This is a genomic window from Streptomyces sp. NPDC060002 (assembly GCF_042737245.1).
Lineage (GTDB): Bacteria > Actinomycetota > Actinomycetes > Streptomycetales > Streptomycetaceae > Streptomyces.
In genome coordinates this window covers 40,469-59,230 of record NZ_JBHWUW010000026.1, presented here as the reverse complement: position 1 = coordinate 59,230, position 18,762 = coordinate 40,469, and the positions used below count along the sequence as shown (strand labels likewise).

Sequence of the window (18,762 nt, the reverse complement as noted above, 5' to 3'; positions counted from 1 at the left end):
ATGCTAGATCAGGGCGAACTGGCCCTCCGGGCCCTCCTCGTGGTGGTCGAGGACCGTCGCCGGGTGCCGGGCCGGGTCCGGGACCGGCAGGACGCCCGCCGCGCGCAGTTCCCTCGCCGTGATCGTGTCCGGCACCGTGAACTCCTCCTGCCGGGCGCGCGCTTCCGCGAACAGCGCCGACACGGTGATCAGTTCGAGGAGTTCGGAGGTCCAGGTCTGCGGCCAGGTCTTCGGGCGGATCGCGGACAGGGTGCCCGGCTCGGGCTCCGCCGTCCGGGCCGCGAACCACTGCTCCAGGACCCGGACCCCGCCCGCCGCGAAGTCCCAGGCCGCCGGCGGGACCGGGGAGACACGGCCGCCGTCGAGGTGCAGGGTCTCCTCGTCGCGGTCGTAGCGCAGCGTCAGGGGCCGGTCGGGCAGCGGGGCGCGGACATAGGGGCGGCGGCCGCCGGGGAGCCGGGGACGGTCGCCGTCGCGCCGGAGCAGCCACAGGGCGTGACGGCCCAGCTCCACACCGCGGGCCCACAGCTCGGGGTCCCGGGTGAGCGGGACGGTGAGGTCGGGGCGGACGGCGGTCAGGGTCCAGGCCAGGAAGTCCACCGGGTCGGGGGAGTGGCCGAGATGCTCCAGCAGGCCCGGCGTCAGGTTGGGTTCCGCGCCGCCGGGGCGCCGGTACAGCGGGCGGATCCGGCCGGGGCGCGCCAGCGGGATCAGGGAGGTCGCGAGCAGGGGCGGGCCCGGCGGGGACGGCGCCTGCACCACGAAGACCTGGTGCTGGTCCGCCACCCGCCACAGCTCCGGGCGGGCCGCGTCGATCAGCCGGTGGTCGGGGATGAGCCAGTGTTCGTCGAAGGGGGCGGCCAGTACCCGTACCGGCTCGGGGCAGGGGCCCGAGGCGCGGGCGAGCTTCTCCGTGCCGCCGAGGTGGCCGGGCAGCTGCCCGACCGCCGTGTGCAGGGTGCGTGAGCGCGTCGGCTCGAACAGGGCCTCGCGGCCCGGGCCCTCGGCCTTCACCAGGGCGTTCCAGCGGGCTTTCAGGGAAGCCGGGTCGGGGTCCGTCGGCCAGCCCCGGCCGAGCCGCGGCGGTGCGACGGACCACGGCATGAGGTCCGCCAGCGGCGGAGCGTCGTCGGGCGTCACGCCGGGCATCGTACGACGGGTCGCCCGTGGCCGGTCACGTCGCGTCGAGCGTGACCGAGAAGGAGAAACGGTCACCCCGGTAGTGGATGACGGCCACGTCGAGGACCCGCCCGCCGGTGTCGTAGATGACGCCGGTGTAGTGCAGGATCGGGCTGAGCAGCGGGACCCCGAGCAGCCGGGCGGTCTCCGGGTCCGCCAGCCGGGCCTCGACCGTGTCCGTGATCCGGCTGATGTCCACGCCCACGAGGTCCCGCAGCACCTTCGTCATGGGCCGGCGGACCAGGTCCTCGGGGTCGATCCGGGCGGCGAGTTCGGGACGGACGTAGTTGCGGGCGTGGTTGGTCGGCTCACCGGTGTTCTGGTCGCTCCTCAGCCGGTGGTACGTCGCCACCTCGGCCAGGTCCGGGAAGTGCTCGGCGACCTCGGCGGGGACGGCCGTACGGCCGTGGCCGAGGAGCTTGGTCGTCATGGCGGACTGCTGGGCCACGATCGCGTCGACCGAGCCGAGTAGCCGGACCGGAGCGCCCCGCCGCGCGCTCGGCTCGATGAACGTGCCCCGCCGGCGGTGCCGGCTGATCAGCCCCTCGTCCTCCAGCTCCTTCAGCGCCTGCCGCATGGTCAGCACGCTCACCCCGTAGTGACCCGCCAGCTGCTCCTCGGTGGGCAGCCGGAGCGGGTCCTGTGGCGAGCGGCCGAGTATCGAGGCGCGCAGCGACTGCGACACCTGGTACCAGAGCGGCAGCTTGCGGGTGAGGACGATCGAGTCCGGGGCGAAGGAGGTCACGGGCTATCCGTACCGGTCGACAACGTTCAGTGCAATGTTCCGTCGGACGGACGGAAGTGGCGTTCGAGGCCCCGCCAGACATCGTCGTAGCGCTGCTGGAGGTGGTCCGCCCGCGCCGCGTGCGGGGTGAGGGCGATCGGCCAGCGGGTCTCGAACATGAACGCCAGACCGTCGTCGATCTTCTGCGGCCCCAGCTCGGCGGCGCTCGCCCGGTCGAACGTCTCCCGGTCCGGGCCGTGCGCCGACATCATGTTGTGCAGCGAACCGCCGCCCGGCACGAAGCCGCCCTTTCCGGCCGCCTTGGCGTCGTACGCGCCCTCGATCAGGCCCATGTACTCGCTCATCACGTTGCGGTGGAAGTACGGCGGCCGGAAGGTGTCCTCGCCGACCAGCCAGCGCGGGGCGAAGACCACGAAGTCGACGCCGGCCAGGCCGGGGGTGTCGGACGGGGCGGTCAGCACCGTGAAGATCGACGGGTCGGGATGGTCGTAGGAGATGGTCCCGATGACGTTGAAACGGCGCAGGTCGTAGACGTACGGCACATGGTTGCCGTGCCAGGCGACCACATCGAGCGGGGAGTGGTCGTACGTCGCGCCCCAGAGGTGGCCGCAGTACTTGGCGACCACCTCCACCGGGCCCTCGACGTCCTCGTACGCGGCGACGGGCGCGCGGAAGTCACGGGGGTTGGCGAGGCCGTTGGCGCCGATCGGGCCGAGGTCGGGGAGGCGGAAGGGGGCGCCGTAGTTCTCGCAGACGTAACCGCGGGCGGAGGCGTCCAGCAGGTCGACCCGGAAGCGGACCCCGCGCGGGATCAGCGCCACCTCGCCGGGCTCGGCGTGCAGCTGTCCGAACTCCGTGCGCAGCAGCAGTCCGCCCTGCTCGGGGACGATCAGCAGCTCGCCGTCGGCATCGCTGAACACACGTTCCATGGAGGCGTTCGCGTGGTACAGGTGCACGGCCATGCCGGTGCGCTGGGTGACGTCGCCGTTGCCGCCGAGGGTCCACAGGCCGGAGAGGAGGTCCGTGCCGGCCGGCGGCTCGGGCAGGGGGTCCCAGCGCAGCCGGTTGGGGTCGGGGACCGTCTCCGTGAAGGGGCCGGTGCGCAGGGCGCCGTCGTCGAGGCGGGTGAACGCCGGGTGCGCGGCCGACGGGCGGATCCGGTAGAGCCACGAGCGGCGGTTGTGGGCGCGCGGCTCGGTGAACGCCGTACCGCTGAGCTGTTCCGCGTACAGGCCGAGAGGTGCGCGCTGCGGCGAGTTGCGGCCGTCGGGCAGGGCCCCCGGCACGGCCTCGGAGGCGTGCTCGTTGCCGAACCCGGAGAGATAGGCCAGGCCCTCGGCCGTCTTGCGTGCGTCCCCGCTGTTCATGATCGCTCCCTCCGGCGCCCCGCGGGTGCGCCTGCTGATTCCTATGCATCACCGTAGGATTGCGATTTCCCCGGCGCAAGAGGTGCGCGGGTCCTCCTCCTGGAGGACGATCAAGACGGCCGGAACCAGACCCCAGGGGGATCCGCGTGTCGGTGCGTTGTTCTACGCTCCCCCGCATGTCGTGGACGCGCGGAAGCCTCGCCGTGCCCGCGGTCTGTGTCCTGCTGCTGACCGGATCCGCGGGCTGCGGCACCAGTGATGCCCATGAACAGGGGGATGCGACGACCGCGGCGTCGGTCTCCCCCTCGCCGGTGGGCAAGGTCCTGAAGGACACGGACGGCGAAGGGCGGCACTACCGCGAGGTGGAGAAGAAGGGGGCACCCGAGGTCGGTGTCGAGGTGGAGCCCGAGGCCGACGGCAGCTGGGACGTCCGCCTGAAGGTGGAGAACTTCCGGTTCACGCCGACCGCGGCGAAGGCGGGGGCGGCCCACGGCCGCGGCGCCGCCCGGCTCTACGTGGACGACCAGCCGGTCGCCGACCTGCGCACCCCGTCCTACCGCATCCCGGCCGGTTACCTCCCGCACGGCACCCACCAGGTCACCGCGCGGCTGTACGCGGACGACGGCACGGTGTGGGCGGTGGACGGCAAGCCGGTGGAGAGCACGGCGTACATCACGGCGTCGGAGCCTGGCCCCTGAGGGCCTTCTCCCGAAGAGCCCCCGTTGAGTGCATCGGGCATCTTTCTCCGTACCGAGGGGTGAGGTTCACCCCGCCGCGACGGAAGGGCATCATGAGCTCCGTGCCCCAAGCGACATCGCTCCGTCGTGCGCCCGTGCAGCGGCGCAGTGCCGAACGGCTGACCAGAATCCTCGACGCCTGCGCCGACCTGCTGGACGAGGTCGGCTACGACGGCCTGAGCACCCGGGCCGTCGCCGAGCGCGCCGCCGTCCCCATCGGCTCCGTCTACCGCTTCTTCGGCAACAAGCGGCAGATGGCCGACGCGCTGGCCCAGCGCAACCTCGAGCGCTACTCCGAGCGCGTCACCGAGCGGCTGAAGGGGGCGCGCAAGGGTGACTGGCGGGCCGCCATGGACGCCGTGCTCGACGAGTACCTGGCGATGAAGCACACCGCGCCCGGGTTCTCCCTCGTCGACTTCGGCAACCAGATCCCGGTCGGAGCCCGGCACGCGGAACCCAACCACCGGGTCGCCGACCGCCTCACCGACCTGCTCTCCGACTATCTCGTCCGCGAGCCCGACGAGGACCTGCGCCGCACCTTCCTGATCGCCGTGGAGACCGCGGACACCCTCGTCCAGCTGGCCTTCCGGGTGGATCCGGACGGTGACCCCAAGGTGATCGACGAGGCGCGGGAGCTGCTGCGGGCGTATCTGGCGCGGACCCTGGACTGAGCCGCCCTGCACGGGTGCCGGAACGAGTCGCTCGCGAGTTTGCGCCGTCACCCCCGAGACCCCTCCCCGTCGTCCATACCGGTCGGTATGCTCGGTGGCAGTCCGTGCGTCATCGCCGCCGCCACGCTCCAGGAGGACCCGTGTCCCGCACCGCCCTGCGAATCTGCCCGTTGTGCGAGGCCACCTGCGGGCTGACGCTCACCATCGAGGGGACGAAGGTCACCGGCGCCCGCGGCGACCGGGAGGACGTCTTCAGCAAGGGCTTCATCTGCCCCAAGGGCGCCTCCTTCGGCGCAGTCGACGGCGACCCCGACCGGCTGCGCACCCCCCTGGTGCGCCGGGACGGCGAGCTGCGCGAGGCGACCTGGGCGGAGGCGTTCGACGCCGTGGCCGCCGGGATCCGGCCGGTCGTCGAGCGGTACGGGGCGAACTCCGTCGGAGTCGTCCTCGGCAACCCCAACGTGCACACCATGGCCGGCGCGCTCTACCCGACCGTCCTGATCGCCGGCCTCGGCACCCGCAGCCTGTTCACCGCCTCCACGGTCGACCAGATGCCCAAGCACGTCTCCAGCGGACTGCTGTACGGCGACGCCAACGCGATCCCCGTGCCGGACCTTGACCACACCGACCATCTCCTGCTCATCGGCGCCAACCCCCTGGAGTCCAACGGGAGTCTGTGCACCGCCGCCGACTTCCCCGGCAAGCTCAAGGCGCTCAAGGCCCGCGGCGGCACCCTCACCGTCATCGACCCGCGCCGCACCCGCACCGCGAAGCTCGCCGACCGGCACATCGCGATCCGGCCCGGCACGGACGCGCTGCTCCTCGCCGCCATGGCCCAGGTGCTCTTCGAGGAACGCCTCGTCGATCCCGGCGCGTCGGCACCGCACCTCGAGGGTCTCGAGGAACTCGCGGAAGCCGTACGGGACTTCACCCCCGAAACGGTCACCGCCGCCTGTGACGTGGACGCCTCGCTCATCCGCGCCCTGGCCCGCGAGCTCGCCGCCGCCCCCACCGCCGCCGTCTACGGCCGCATCGGCAGCTGCACGGTCCCCTACGGCACCCTCGCCAGCTGGCTCGTCGACATCCTGAACATCCTCACCGGCAACCTGGACCGGCCCGGCGGCGCGCTCTTCCCGCAGGCCGCCACCGACCGCACGCCCCGGCCGGCCGGCCCCGGCCACGGCTTCCAGCTCGCGCGCTGGCACTCCCGGGTGAGCCGGCACCCGGAGGCCAAGGGCGAACTGCCGCTGTCGGCGCTCGCCGAGGAGATCGACACCGCCACGGCGCAGGGCGAGCCGATCCGCGCCCTCGTCGCCGTGGCCGCCAACCCCGTCCTGTCCGCCCCGGACGGCGACCGGCTCGACAAGGCGCTCGGCTCCCTCGACTTCATGGTCAGCGTCGACCCCTACCTGAACGAGACCTCCCGCCACGCCGACGTGGTGCTGCCCCCGCCGCCGCCCTCGCAGAGCCCGCACCACGACTTCGCCTTCAACACCCTCGCCGTGCGCAACCAGGTCCGCTACAGCCGCCCGGCCGTCCCGCTCGAGCCCGGCCGGATGGCCGAGACCGAGATCCTCGCCCGGCTGACCCTGGCCGCCACCGGGATGCACGGCGCCGACCCGTCCGCCGTGGACGACCTGGTCATCGGCCAGACCCTCGGCAAGGCGGTGAAGGAGCCGTACTCGCCCGTGCACGGCCGCGACCCGCGCGAGCTCGCGGCACAGCTCACCGGCGAGACCGGTCCCGAGCGCCGGCTCGACATGATGCTGCGCCTGGGCCCCTACGGCGACGGCTTCGGCACCCGCCCGGACGGACTCGGCCTCGCCCGGCTGCTCGCCCACCCGCACGGCATCGACCTCGGGCCGCTGCGCCCACGGCTGCCCCAGCCGCTGAAGACGCGCAGCGGGCGGATCGAACTGCTGCCGCGTCCGATCGTCGACGATCTCCCGCGGCTGCGGGAGGGGCTGCGGCGGCAGCCCGACGAACTCGTCCTGGTCGGCCGGCGCCATCTGCGGTCCAACAACAGCTGGATGCACAACGTCCCCGCGCTCACCGGCGGCACCAACCGCTGCACCCTGCACATCCACCCCGAGGACGCCGAACGGCTCGGTGTGCTCGACGGCGCGCCGGTCCGGGTGAAGGGCGCAGGGGGAGAGGTGACCGCACCCGCCGAGGTCACCGACGGCGTGCGCAGGGGCGTGGTCAGCCTGCCGCACGGCTGGGGCCACGACCGCCCCGGCACGCGTCTCAGCCATGCCGCCACCGACCCCGGCGTCAACGTCAACCAGCTCCTCGACGGCAGCCTGCTGGACCCGCTGTCGGGCAACGCGGTTCTCAACGGAGTGCCCGTGGAACTTACCGCCGTGTCGGCCCGCTGACCTGAGCAAAGCTGTGACCTGGATTTTTGCGCTTATTGCTCGCACGTCAACGTCTTGTTAACACCGTTTGAACGGACCTAACGTCGACCCACCGCTCACCCCCAGGTGGGATGTTCAAGGGCGAACGTTAGGTATCCACTCATGCTGACCATCCTCGGCTTCGCCATGATCGCGACCTTCCTGGTCCTGATCATGCTGAAGAAGATGTCGCCGATCGCGGCGCTCGTGCTGATCCCGGCACTGTTCTGCGTCTTCGTCGGGAAGGGCGCCAAGCTCGGTGACTACGTCATCGACGGCGTCACCAGCCTCGCCCCCACGGCGGCGATGCTCATGTTCGCGATCGTCTACTTCGGTGTGATGATCGACGTCGGCCTCTTCGACCCGATCGTCCGGGGCATCCTGAAGTTCTGCAAGGCAGACCCGCTCCGCATCGTCGTGGGTACGGCGCTGCTCGCCGCGATCGTCTCCCTCGACGGCGACGGCTCCACCACGTTCATGATCACCGTCTCGGCGATGTACCCGCTGTACAAGCGCCTGAAGATGAGCCTGGTCGTGATGACCGGTGTCGCGGCGATGGCCAACGGCGTGATGAACACGCTGCCCTGGGGCGGCCCGACCGCCCGTGCCGCCACCGCGCTGAAGGTCGACGCCAGCGACATCTTCGTGCCGATGATCCCGGCCCTGGCCGTGGGCCTGCTCTTCGTCATCGCCCTCTCCTACGTCCTCGGCCGCCGTGAGCGCGCCCGGCTCGGCACCCTGACGCTGGACGAGGTGCTGGTCGAGGAGAAGGAGACCGAGACGGTCCTGGTGGGCGCCGGCGGTTCCGGCGACGGCAAGACCCCCGTCCGCACGGGCGGTTCGGGCTCCGGCACCGACGCGGCCGCGCAAGGCGAGACCGACCACGCCGACGAGGACGAGGACGACGACTTCCGGGGCCTCGACCCGCACCGGGCCACCCTGCGCCCGAGGCTGTACTGGTTCAACGCGCTGCTCACGGTCGTGCTGCTCACCTCCATGATCATGGAGTGGCTGCCGATCCCGGTGCTGTTCCTGCTCGGCGCCGCGCTCGCCCTCTCCGTCAACTTCCCGCACATCCCGGACCAGAAGGCCCGGCTGGCCGCCCACGCCGACAACGTCCTCAACGTCTCCGGCATGGTCTTCGCCGCCGCCGTCTTCACCGGCGTCCTCCAGGGCACCGGCATGGTCGAGCACATGGCCACCTGGATGGTGGACGTCATCCCCGCGGGCATGGGCCCGCACATGGCCCTCGTCACCGGCGTCCTGAGCCTCCCGCTCACCTACTTCATGTCGAACGACGGCTTCTACTTCGGCGTCCTGCCGGTCCTCGCCGAGGCCGGCGCGGCGCACGGCGTCTCGCCGCTGGAGATGGCCCGCGCCTCGCTCGTCGGCCAGCCCCTGCACATGTCGAGCCCGCTCGTCCCGGCCGTCTACGTCCTCGTCGGCATGGCCAAGGTCGAGTTCGGCGACCACACGAGGTTCGTGGTCAAGTGGGCCGCCCTCACCAGCCTGGTGATCCTCGGTGCGGGCATCCTGTTCGGGATCATCTGAGCCACCCGTGGAGGAACTTGTGAGGCCCGGCGGGAGCCGCGGCTGGCTGCTCCGTCTCGTCATCGCCTTCGGCTTCGCGCAGGGGGCCGTGTCGATGGCCCGGCCCGCCGTCTCCTACCGGGCCCTCGCGCTGGGCGCGGACGAGCGGGCGATCGGCGTCATCGCGGGTGTGTACGCGCTGCTGCCGCTCTTCGCCGCCGTACCGCTCGGCCGGCGCACCGACCACGGCCGCTGCGCACCCCTGCTGCCCGTCGGCGTGGTCCTCATATCCGGTGGCTGTGTGCTGAGCGGTGTCGCCGGCTCCCTCTGGGCGATGGCCCTGTGGAGCGGGGTGATGGGCCTCGGTCATCTCTGCTTCGTCATCGGCTCGCAGTCGCTGGTCGCCCGTCAGTCCGCGCCGCACGAACAGGACCGCAACTTCGGCCACTTCACCATCGGCGCCTCCCTGGGCCAGCTGGTCGGCCCGATCGCGGCCGGAGCGCTGATCGGCGGCGCCGACATGGCGGCCGGCAGCGCCCTCGCCCTGCTGGTCGCGGGCGCCGGCTGCGCGGTCGCGTTCACCTCGCTGTGGCGCATCGAACACCGCGACACGGCGCCCAAGTCCCGTACGGAGCAGGGCGAACGGGTCCCCGTGGGCCGCATCCTGAACGCGCGGGGCGTCCCCGCCGGCATCCTCATCAGCCTGTCCGTGCTGTCCGCGACCGACATCCTGACCGCCTATCTGCCGGTGGTCGGCGAACACCGGGGCATCGCGCCCTCCGTCGTCGGCGTCCTGCTCAGTGTCCGCGCGGCGGCCTCCATAGCCTGCCGGCTCGTGCTCACCCCCCTGTTGCGGCTGCTCGGCCGGACCCTGCTGCTCACCGTGACGTGTCTGCTGGCGGCCCTGCTGTGCGCCGGGATCGCGCTGCCGGTGCCGGTCTGGGGACTGGGCGTGGTCCTCGCGCTGCTCGGCTTCTGCCTCGGCGTCGGGCAGCCGCTGTCGATGACGACCGTCGTCCAGGCGGCGCCCGACGGAGCCCGTTCCACCGCCCTCGCGCTGCGTCTCACCGGCAACCGGCTGGGCCAGGTCGCCGCGCCCGCCGCCGCGGGGCTGGTGGCCGGGGCCGCGGGGGTGGCCGCGCCGTTCGTGATGCTGGGGGTGCTGTTGCTGGTGTCGTCGGGGGTGGCGGTGCGCTCGCGGGGGGACGGCGACTCGGGGGCGGCCGTGCCCCGGCGCCGGTCCGGATCGGGGTTGCGCCGGTCGAGCGACGTCTGACGGCGCGTCGGGCGCCGCTCCCACAGTCGTGGGCGCCGATGTGAAAGAGAGTCAGGTGCAAGAGCGATTTGTATGAAAATCGTCCTGACTCGGAGGAATGCGCATGTCCAGCTCGACGCTCCCGTCCGCCCTCGGCTCCCGCCTCGGCGTCACGGCCCTCACGGTGCTCGCCGCGGCGGGGTTCACCTGCCTCTCGGCACCGTCCGCCGTGGCCGTGGGGGAGGCCGGTGACATCAGGATCCACCGCGAGCAGGTCCCCCCGGGCGTCTCGAAGGACGACCCGGTGGCCTGCCGCTTCTACCTCGACGCCGCCAACTTCGGTGAGCTGCCGACCGTCGCCTACACCATCAAGGCGCGGCCCCCGGCCCCCGACACCGCCACCGTCTCCGGCAACATCACCCTGACCCAAGGTGCCGGGCACACCGACACTCTGGGGCTGGCCGAGGGGTCGTACACGCTCGAGTGGACCATCGCCGGGGACGTTCCGGTCACGCCCAAGGTGAAGGTCTTCAAGATCAGCTGCCCCGAGGGCCGGCGCGGGAACGGGAGCTCGAACCGGCCGATCACCGACGACGGCCGTGAAGCCGGCGGGCCGAACGGCCAGAACGGCGGCGGCCAGAACGGCACCACGCAGAGCGGCGGCGGCCAGAACGGCACCACGCAGAGCGGCACCGCGCAGGGCGGCGGCCGGGAAGGCGGAACTCAGGGCGGCTCCGCCTGGAGCGGTGAGAAGGGCGGCCCGGAGGGCGGCGTGCACGCGGGCGGCGGCGGCCTCGCCGACCCCTCGCAGGCCTTCACCCCGCTGGCCGGAGCCGCGGCCGTCGGACTGGTGGCCGTCGGCGGAGTCGCCTACTTCCGACTGATCCGCCGTCGCACCCATGGCGCCGCGTAGGCGCGCACGCAGGCCCTGGCACCGGACCCGCGCCTACCGCCTCACCAGGACGGCCGTGCTCGCGGTCGTCCTGGTGACGGTCGGCGTCCGGTGCGGAGGGCACGACGGCCCGGCCGCGGCGGCCCGGGCCGGGGAGGTGGCGTCCGGCGGGGCGCAGGCCGCCCCGGCCCCCGGGGGCGACGCCGACGAGGAGGGCCGGACGGCGGGGAAGGGGAAGAGGGCGTCCGAGAGCCCGGGGCCCCCTCCCCGCCCGTTGCCCCGGTCCCCGGCGACCACCCTGCGTGTGCCCTCCCTGGGCATCGACGCGCCGATCGTCCCGCTCCGGCTCGGCCCGGACCGGCGCCTCGGAACGCCCCCGCTCGACCGGCCCAAGCTGGTCGGCTGGTACGCGGGCGGCCCCACACCGGGGGAGCGGGGCACCGCGGTCGCCGTGGGCCACCGCGACACCAAGACCGGCCCGGCGGTTTTCGCGGGCCTCGCACGCGTGGCCCGGGGCGCCCGGATCGAGGCCCGGCGCGCCGACGGCCGCACGGCCGTCTACACCGTGGACCGGGTGCGGGTCTTCGACAAGGCCACCTTCCCCGACAAGGAGGTGTACGGCCCGACCCGCCGCCCCGAACTGCGCGTCCTCACCTGCGGGGGCCTCTTCCGGCACGCGACGGGATACACCAGCAACGTCGTTGTCTTCGCCCATCTGACGGCGACCCGCTGACCCGCCGCCGGGCCGCGCAGGTGTCCGCGGCCCGGGGCCGACGCCCGCTGAACCGGGCAGTCCGGTTTCTCACCTGTCGGACGGGAGCGTCCGATCCGGGCGTGTCTCTTCCCCCGGGCGCGCACAGTCCGTTAACTTCCGTGACTCACAAGCCCCGTTCGACCCGTGCGGGGCAGGTCGGACAGCGGAGCACCGGCCGGGCCGGCCCGGCACACGAGTCCCCGGGGACACTTCTCATGACACGCGCCATCTCGTTGCACGACGTCAGCAAGGTCCACACCCGAGGCGTCCGGGTCGTGGACCGGCTGTCGCTGGACATCGCGCCCGGCGAGTTCCTGGTCCTGCTGGGCCCCTCCGGCTGCGGCAAGTCCACCGTCCTGCGCATGATCGCCGGCCTGGAGCACATCACGGAGGGCGAGTTACGGCTCGACGGCGAGTACGCCAACGATCTGGCGCCCTCGGGGCGGGACATCGCGATGGTCTTCCAGAACTTCGCGCTCTACCCGAACATGACCGGCCGCGACAACATCGGCTTCCCGCTGCGCATCGAGGCCCCCGGCGCCGACCCGGGCCCCCGCGTGGACGCCACCGCCCGGATGCTCGGCATCGAGGACCTCCTCGACCGCTTCCCCGGCCAGCTCTCCGGCGGCGAACGCCAGCGCGTGGCCATGGGCCGGGCCATCGCCCGGCACCCCTCCGCCTTCCTGATGGACGAGCCGCTGTCCAACCTCGACGCCAAGCTCCGCAACCATCTGCGGGCCGAGATATCCAAGCTGACCCGGCAGCTGGGCGTCACCACGGTCTACGTCACGCACGACCAGGCCGAGGCCATGTCGCTCGGCGACCGGGTCGCGGTGCTGCGCGGCGGCGTCCTCCAGCAGGTGGGCACCCCGCGGTCGGTCTACGCCCTGCCGCGCAACGTCTTCGTCGCCGCCTTCATCGGCACCCCGCGCATCAACCTCCTGCGCGGCCTGGTCCGCGCCCCGCTCGACGGAGCCATGACGATCAGCCTCGGCAAGCAGGCGCTGCGGCTGCCCGAACCCCACTGCCTGGACCACAAGCTCCTGCGGGTGCAGCAGGGCCGCGAGGTGATCGTCGGACTGCGCTCGGAGGCGGTCCGTATCGCCACGCCCGCCGACGCCCGGCCCGGTGAGACGCACATCACCGGCCTGGTGGAGCACGTGGAGTTCCAGGGTCACGAGGTGCTCGTCCACTTCAACACCGGCTCCCGGCTCGCGGTCGTACCGGAGCTGGAGGCGCCCCGCCCCGTTCAGCGGCCGCCCCGGCGGCGGCGCCGGGGCGGCGGGGTCCTGGACCGGCTGCGCAAGGGCGCGGGCGGCCTGCGCTCCGGTGCGGTCGGCGTCCTGGACGACCCGTCGGCGCAGGAGCGGCCGCCCGCGTCCCCGGAGGCCCGCCCGCTCGGCGACCTCGTCGTGCGCACCACGCCCGACTTCGACCTCCGGCACGGGATGCAGGTGCCGCTCCTCGTCGACATCGCCCATCTCTTCGTCTTCGACCAGCACGGTGAGCGCGTCAGCCCGGCTCCGGCCCGGTTGCCGGACCTCGACGAGTGAGCAGGCGTCCCGAGATGTCCGCGGTCCGGTGTCCATCGTGTTCTCGGTCCTTCACCCGCCGTCCTCTGGTGCCAGAAAACTAACAGCGCTAGTTTAGGTCGCGGACGACGAGGCCCGCCCGAAGGGAACGCGATGAAGGCACATGACGGCATCTATCTCGACGGCGCCTGGCGCCCGGCTGCCGGCCGGGACGTGATCGAGGTCGTCGACCCGGTGGACGAGCAGGTGATCGCCCGGGTCCCGGCGGGCGACGCCCTCGACGTCGACGCCGCCGTACGGGCGGCCCGCGCCGCCCTGCCGGGCTGGGCCGCGACCCCGCCCGCCGAGCGCGCGGCCCGCCTGACCGCGCTGCGGGACGTCCTGGCGGCCCGCAAGGACGAGATCGCCGAGACGGTCACCGCCGAACTCGGCTCGCCCCTGGCCTTCTCCCAGGCCGTCCACGCGGCGGTGCCGATCGCGGTCGCGGGCTCCTACGCCGAGCTGGCCGCGACCCACTCCTTCGAGGAGAAGGTCGGCAACTCCACCGTGTTCCAGGAGCCGATCGGCGTGGTCGGCGCCGTCACCCCCTGGAACTACCCGCTGCACCAGATCGTCGCCAAGGTCGCCCCGGCCCTCGCCGCGGGCTGCACGGTGGTCCTGAAGCCCGCCGAGGACACCCCGCTGACCGCCCAGCTCTTCGCCGAGGCGGTCCACGAGGCGGGCGTCCCGGCCGGTGTCTTCAACCTCGTCACCGGCCTCGGACCGGTCGCCGGCCAGGCCCTCGTCGAGCACCCCGGCGTCGACCTGGTGTCCTTCACCGGCTCCACGGCGGTGGGCAGGCGGATCGCGGCGACGGCGGGCGCGGCGGTCAAGAAGGTGGCCCTGGAACTCGGCGGCAAGTCCGCCAACGTCATCCTGCCGAGCGCCGACCTCGCCAGGGCGGTCAACGTCGGCGTCGCCAACGTGATGTCCAACTCCGGCCAGACATGCAGCGCCTGGACCCGGATGCTCGTCCACCGCGACCGGTACGACGAGGCGGTCGAGCTCGCCGCGACGGCGGCCGCCAAGTACGCCGACCGCATCGGCCCCGTCGTCAACGCCGAACAGCGGGCCCGGGTGCGGGGTTACATCGAGAAGGGCGTCGCCGAGGGCGCGCGGCTGGTCGCGGGCGGCCTCGAATCCCCGCGCGAACAGGGCTACTTCGTCAGCCCCACGGTCTTCGCCGACGTCACCCCCGACATGGCCGTCGCCCAGGAGGAGATCTTCGGCCCCGTCCTGTCCGTCCTGCGCTACGAGGACGAGGAGGACGCCCTGCGGATCGCCAACGGCACGGTCTACGGGCTCGCGGGCGCCGTCTGGGCCGGCGACGAGGCGGAGGCGGTGGCCTTCGCCCGCCGGATGGAGACCGGCCAGGTCGACATCAACGGCGGCCGCTTCAACCCGCTAGCGCCGTTCGGCGGCTACAAGCAGTCGGGCGTCGGCCGCGAACTCGGCGCCCACGGCCTCGCCGAGTACCTCCAGACCAAGTCCCTCCAGTTCTAAGGGAGTCAACCGAACATGGCTGTCCGCGCCGCCGTACTCCCCGCCATCGGCGCTCCGTTGCAGATCACGGAGATCGACCTTCCGGACCCCGGCCCCGGCCGGGTCCGCGTCCGGCTCGCCGCCGCCGGAGTCTGCCACTCCGACCTGTCCCTGTCCGACGGCACCATGCGGGTGCCGGTCCCCGCCGTCCTCGGACACGAGGGCGCGGGCACGGTCGTCGCCGTCGGCGAGGGAGTCGAACACCTGGCGCCCGGCGCCGACGTCATCCTCAACTGGGCGCCGTCCTGCGGAAGCTGCCACCCCTGCACGCTGGGCGAGGTGTGGCTGTGCGTGAACGCCCTCAACGGGGCCGCGGAGGTGTACGCCCGCACGACGGACGGCACGGACCTGCACCCCGGGCTGAACGTCGCCGCCTTCGCCGAGGAGACCGTCGTCCCGGCCTCCTGCGTGCTGCCCCTGCCGGACGGCATCCCCCTCACCGACGCGGCCCTCCTCGGCTGCGCCGTCCTCACCGGCTACGGCGCGGTCCACCACTCCGCGCGGGTCCGTCCCGGCGAGACGGTCGCCGTCTTCGGCGTCGGCGGAGTCGGCCTGGCCACCCTCCAGGCGGCCCGGATCGCCGGGGCCTCGACGATCGTCGCCGTCGACGTCTCCCCGGAGAAGGAGGAACTGGCGCGGGCGGCCGGCGCCACGGAGTACGTGGTCGCCTCCGACCGGACCGCCCGCGAGATCCGCGCCCTCACCGACAAGCAGGGGGTCGACGTGGCCGTCGAGTGCGTGGGCCGCGCGGTCACCATCCGGACGGCCTGGGAGTCGACCCGGCGCGGCGGCCGCACCACGGTCGTCGGCATCGGCGGCAAGGACCAGCAGGTCACCTTCAACGCCCTGGAACTCTTCCACTGGGGCCGCACCCTCGCCGGCTGCGTCTACGGCAACTGCGACCCGGCGAAGGACCTGCCGGTCCTCGCCGACCACGTCCGGGCGGGCCGGCTGGACCTGAGCGCCCTGGTGACGGAGCGCATCGCCCTCGAGGACATCCCGGGGGCCTTCGAGAACATGCTGGCGGGCAAGGGAGGACGAGCACTGGTGGTGTTCTGACGGCAAGCAGGCAAGCCCGCTCAGGCGAGCCCGCTCAGGCAAGCCCAGCCCGCTCGGGCTCAGCGCGCGCGGGGGGTGCGGGCCTCGCTTCAGCGGCGTGGCCTCGCCCCGGTGGCGTGGCCCCCCCGCTCCTGCGGCGTGGCCCCCCGCTCCTGCGGCGCGGTCTCGCCCCGGTGGCGCGGCCCCCGCTCCTGCGGCGCGGTCTCGCCCCGGTGGTCACAGCGCGCTGGGGCGGTGCGGGCCCGCTTCAGTGTCTCGCCCTGTCCGGGCGGTCTCATCGCGTCCGGGCGGCCTCAGCCCGTCCGGGGCGGTCTCAACCCGTCCGGGGGCCGACCTCCTGGTCGGGCCCCGGCTCCGGAAGGTCGGCCCGCGCCGTGGCCGTCCCCGGCGCCGTCTGTGTCCCCTGCGCCGTGTCCGTTCCCTGCCCCGCGTCCGCCGTCTGCGCCGGGGGCGTGCGGGGCGTGCGGGGCCTCGACCGCGACACGGCCACACCCGCCAGACACAGCGCTCCACCGGCCAGGGTGAGCAGCCCCGGCACCTCGCCCAGCGCCAGCCACGACATCAGGACGACCAGTGCGGGCACCGCGTACGTGGTCGCCCCCATGCGGCTCGCGGTCGTCCGGGCCAGGGCGTACGCCCATGTGGTGAAGGCGAGAGCGGTCGGGAAGACGCCCAGGTAGACCATGTTGAGCGTCGCGGAGACCGGCGCGTCGGCCGCCTCGTGGACCAGCTGCCCCGCGAACGGCAGACACACCACCGTTCCGATGGCACACCCGAACGTCGTCACCTGGAGCGCCGTCGCCCGGCTCAGGGCGGGCTTCTGCGCGACGACCCCGCCCGCGTAACCGAAGGCGGCGAGCAGACACAGCACCACCCCGAGCACCGACGATCCGCCCTCGCCCGACATCGACAGCCCCACCGCGACCGCGCCCGCGAACGACACCGCCATCCCCGCCAGCAGCCGCGGCGGCATCACGTCCCCGAGCAGCCGTGCGCCGAGCAGGGCGATGAGGATCGGCCCGATGTTCACCACCAGCGCCGCCGTGCCCGCGTCCACCTGCTGCTCACCCCAGTTGAGGACGACCATGTAGAAGCCGAACCACAGCACGCCCGACACGGCGATCCCGCGCCAGGCGGCCCGCGGCGGCCACCCCGCGCGCCGTGCGGCGCAGATGATCCCCAGCACCAGCGCCCCGGAGGCCAGCCGCCCGAGCGCCAGAGCCCCCGGTGAGTACGCCTCGCCCGCGCTGCGGATCGACACGAAGGCCGAGGCCCACAGCACGACGGTCACGGTGGCCGCACCGGCGGCGAGCAACTCTGTACGACGTTCGGTACGCCGGGGGCTGTTCATCATGCTCCTCAGGCTAGGAAGAAGGGCGGGTCGAAAGCTCGCGGATTTCGGACGAGGGTCGAGGGACCGAGGGGCCGGAGTCGGCCCCGCCCGAGGCCTCACGGCGGCACCGTGCGGGTCAGCGCAGCGCCCCCGCCTCGATGCCCAGCAGCTCGGCCAGCGCCCGTTCGCCCGCCACCGTCACCTTCACGGCCCGCTCGGAGCCGATCCGCACGCACCATCCCGCGTCGAGGGCGTGCCGGCACAGGGCCGCGCCCGCCGCACCGGCCAGGTGGGGGCGGCGCTCGGTCCAGTCGAGGCAGGCGCGGGCGAGCGGCCGGCGGGTCGCGCGGTCGAGCGCGATGCCACTGCCCTCGAACCACCGCAGCCCGGCCTCGGTCAGCAGGAACCCGGTGGCCCGTTCCCTGGACGCCGGTGCCGCCGGTGCCGCCGGTGCCGTCAATCCGCTCGCGTCCGGCCTCTCTACGGCTACCGCTACCGCCTCCGCTTCCGTCTTCGCCCCACCGGTCCGCCGCCCCTCCGGGTCGCTCGCCGCGCTCAGCAGTCCGTGGGCGGTGAGCGCGTCTGTGACGGCGATGCCGAGCCGGCCGGCGAGGTGGTCGTAGCAGGTCCGGCCCCGGGCCATCGCCGATCCGGCGCTCGCGGCGCGCAAGGTGCGCGGCCGGTGGGCGCGGTGCGGGGCGACCTGGCCGGCCAGGTCCTCCACGAGCTGGGCGACCCGGGTGTCGGCGAGCCGTACGTAACGGTGCCGTCCCTGACGTTCCTCGGCCAGCAGCCCGCCCCCGACCAGCTTGCCCAGGTGCCCGCTCAGCGTCGACGGGGCCACGCCCGCGTGCCGGGCCAGCTCGCCGGCGGTCCACGCCCGTCCGTCGAGCAGTGCCAGCAGACAGACGGCCCGCGTCTCGTCGGCGACGAGCCCGGCGAGGGCGGCCAGCCCCGGCGCCCGTACGTCCCTGTCGTTCCCGGTGTCCGTGATGCTCACGTGTTCCAGCATGCGCGACGGACACTTCGGTGGCCGCCGAACCGTGCTAGGGCAGCTGCTCGAACTGCTGGGAGAGCCCGTCCAGCAGTGCCGTCAGGCCGGTCTCGAACGCCCGCTCGTCGATCTTCTCCTGCTGGTCGGCGAGGAGGTGGGCCTGTCCGAGGTGCGGGTAGTCGGCGGGGTCGTAGGCGCTCACGTCGTCGACGAATCCGCCGGCGAACGAGCCGAGGGCGGAGCCCATGACGAAGTACCGCATCAGCGCCCCGATGGAGGTGGCCTGCGCGGGCGGCCACCCGGCGCGGACCATCGCGCCGTACACCGCGTCGGCGAGCCGCAGTCCGGCCGGCCGGCGGCCGGGGCCCTGGGCGAGCACCGGGACGATGTTCGGGTGGTCGCGCAGGGCGGCGCGGTAGGAGACGGCCCAGTCGTGCAGCGCGGTCCGCCAGTCCCGGCCGTCCTCGAACATCGACAGGTCGACCTGCGCGCTCACCGAGTCGGCGACGGCCTCCAGGATCTCGTCCTTCGTGCGGAAGTGGTTGTACAGCGAGGGCCCGCTCACCCCCAGCTCGGCGGCGAGCCGCCGCGTGGAGACGGCCGGCAGGCCCTCCGCGTCCACGAGCGTCCGTGCGGTCTCGACGATCCGGTCGGTGCTGAGAAGGGGCTTGCGCGGTCGGGCCATGGCGCACATAGTAGGGCTGCGCAGCATAAACTAGCAGTGCTAATTTAATGAG

The 18,762-nt window shown here is 73.3% G+C and carries 16 protein-coding genes; 10 read left to right on the top strand and 6 right to left on the bottom strand.

Annotated elements, in window-relative coordinates; translation table 11 throughout:
- Positions 1-3: 3 nt before the first annotated feature.
- Genes ACFWBD_RS22980 through hmgA form a run of 3 tightly spaced genes read right to left on the bottom strand, consistent with a single transcriptional unit; the run spans position 4 to position 3,291 of the window.
- On the bottom strand, positions 4-1,149 hold the full coding sequence (locus tag ACFWBD_RS22980; protein ID WP_385669703.1) for a type ISP restriction/modification enzyme: 1,146 nt from the start codon (positions 1,147-1,149) through the stop codon (positions 4-6).
- 25 nt (positions 1,150-1,174) lie between these two features.
- Positions 1,175-1,924: a GntR family transcriptional regulator gene (locus ACFWBD_RS22975; RefSeq protein ID WP_385669700.1), complete on the bottom strand. Its 750-nt coding sequence runs from the start codon at positions 1,922-1,924 to the stop codon at positions 1,175-1,177.
- Between the two features lie 26 nt (positions 1,925-1,950).
- A complete protein-coding gene (gene hmgA, locus ACFWBD_RS22970) occupies positions 1,951-3,291 on the bottom strand; it encodes a homogentisate 1,2-dioxygenase (protein ID WP_385669697.1) in 1,341 nt (446 codons plus the stop codon).
- A gap of 176 nt (positions 3,292-3,467) precedes the next feature.
- Between hmgA and ACFWBD_RS22965 the strand changes: the two genes are divergently transcribed.
- The 10 genes from ACFWBD_RS22965 (at position 3,468) to ACFWBD_RS22920 (ending at position 15,698) form a co-directional block, all read left to right on the top strand.
- A complete protein-coding gene (locus ACFWBD_RS22965; RefSeq protein ID WP_385669695.1) occupies positions 3,468-3,989 on the top strand; it encodes a hypothetical protein in 522 nt (173 codons plus the stop codon).
- A gap of 92 nt (positions 3,990-4,081) precedes the next feature.
- On the top strand, positions 4,082-4,699 hold the full coding sequence (locus tag ACFWBD_RS22960) for a TetR family transcriptional regulator (RefSeq protein WP_385669692.1): 618 nt from the start codon (positions 4,082-4,084) through the stop codon (positions 4,697-4,699).
- Positions 4,700-4,839: 140 nt separating this feature from the next.
- A complete protein-coding gene (locus ACFWBD_RS22955) occupies positions 4,840-7,077 on the top strand; it encodes a molybdopterin oxidoreductase family protein (RefSeq protein WP_385669689.1) in 2,238 nt (745 codons plus the stop codon).
- Positions 7,078-7,218: 141 nt separating this feature from the next.
- Positions 7,219-8,646 carry a CitMHS family transporter gene (locus ACFWBD_RS22950; protein WP_385669686.1) on the top strand — a complete coding sequence of 476 codons (1,428 nt, stop codon included), beginning with the start codon at positions 7,219-7,221 and terminating at the stop codon, positions 8,644-8,646.
- A 19-nt stretch (positions 8,647-8,665) separates the two neighbouring features.
- Complete coding sequence (locus ACFWBD_RS22945; protein WP_385669824.1) at positions 8,666-9,901, top strand: MFS transporter; 1,236 nt, start codon at positions 8,666-8,668, stop codon at positions 9,899-9,901.
- 103 nt (positions 9,902-10,004) lie between these two features.
- Positions 10,005-10,793 carry a hypothetical protein gene (locus ACFWBD_RS22940; RefSeq protein ID WP_385669683.1) on the top strand — a complete coding sequence of 263 codons (789 nt, stop codon included), beginning with the start codon at positions 10,005-10,007 and terminating at the stop codon, positions 10,791-10,793.
- On the top strand, positions 10,780-11,505 hold the full coding sequence (locus tag ACFWBD_RS22935; protein WP_385669680.1) for a class F sortase: 726 nt from the start codon (positions 10,780-10,782) through the stop codon (positions 11,503-11,505). Before ACFWBD_RS22940 ends, ACFWBD_RS22935 begins: the two co-directional genes overlap by 14 nt.
- A gap of 236 nt (positions 11,506-11,741) precedes the next feature.
- Positions 11,742-13,079: an ABC transporter ATP-binding protein gene (locus tag ACFWBD_RS22930; protein WP_385669677.1), complete on the top strand. Its 1,338-nt coding sequence runs from the start codon at positions 11,742-11,744 to the stop codon at positions 13,077-13,079.
- A 132-nt stretch (positions 13,080-13,211) separates the two neighbouring features.
- Positions 13,212-14,600 carry an aldehyde dehydrogenase family protein gene (locus ACFWBD_RS22925; protein ID WP_385669674.1) on the top strand — a complete coding sequence of 463 codons (1,389 nt, stop codon included), beginning with the start codon at positions 13,212-13,214 and terminating at the stop codon, positions 14,598-14,600.
- A gap of 15 nt (positions 14,601-14,615) precedes the next feature.
- Positions 14,616-15,698, top strand: coding sequence for a Zn-dependent alcohol dehydrogenase (locus tag ACFWBD_RS22920; RefSeq protein WP_385669671.1), 1,083 nt, complete (start codon positions 14,616-14,618; stop codon positions 15,696-15,698).
- A 313-nt stretch (positions 15,699-16,011) separates the two neighbouring features.
- Here ACFWBD_RS22920 and ACFWBD_RS22915 read toward each other — a convergent pair whose 3' ends face one another.
- The 3 genes from ACFWBD_RS22915 to ACFWBD_RS22905 all read right to left on the bottom strand — a co-directional run bounded on the left by ACFWBD_RS22915 (position 16,012) and on the right by ACFWBD_RS22905 (position 18,710).
- Entirely contained in the window at positions 16,012-17,052 is a 1,041-nt protein-coding gene (locus ACFWBD_RS22915) for a DMT family transporter (protein ID WP_385669668.1), read from the bottom strand.
- 115 nt (positions 17,053-17,167) lie between these two features.
- Positions 17,168-18,043, bottom strand: coding sequence for an ArsR/SmtB family transcription factor (locus ACFWBD_RS22910; RefSeq protein WP_385669665.1), 876 nt, complete (start codon positions 18,041-18,043; stop codon positions 17,168-17,170).
- 34 nt (positions 18,044-18,077) lie between these two features.
- The gene (locus ACFWBD_RS22905; protein ID WP_385669662.1) at positions 18,078-18,710 is read right to left on the bottom strand and encodes a TetR/AcrR family transcriptional regulator; all 633 of its coding nucleotides are present in this window, start codon (positions 18,708-18,710) and stop codon (positions 18,078-18,080) included.
- Between the last annotated feature and the right edge of the window lie 52 nt (positions 18,711-18,762).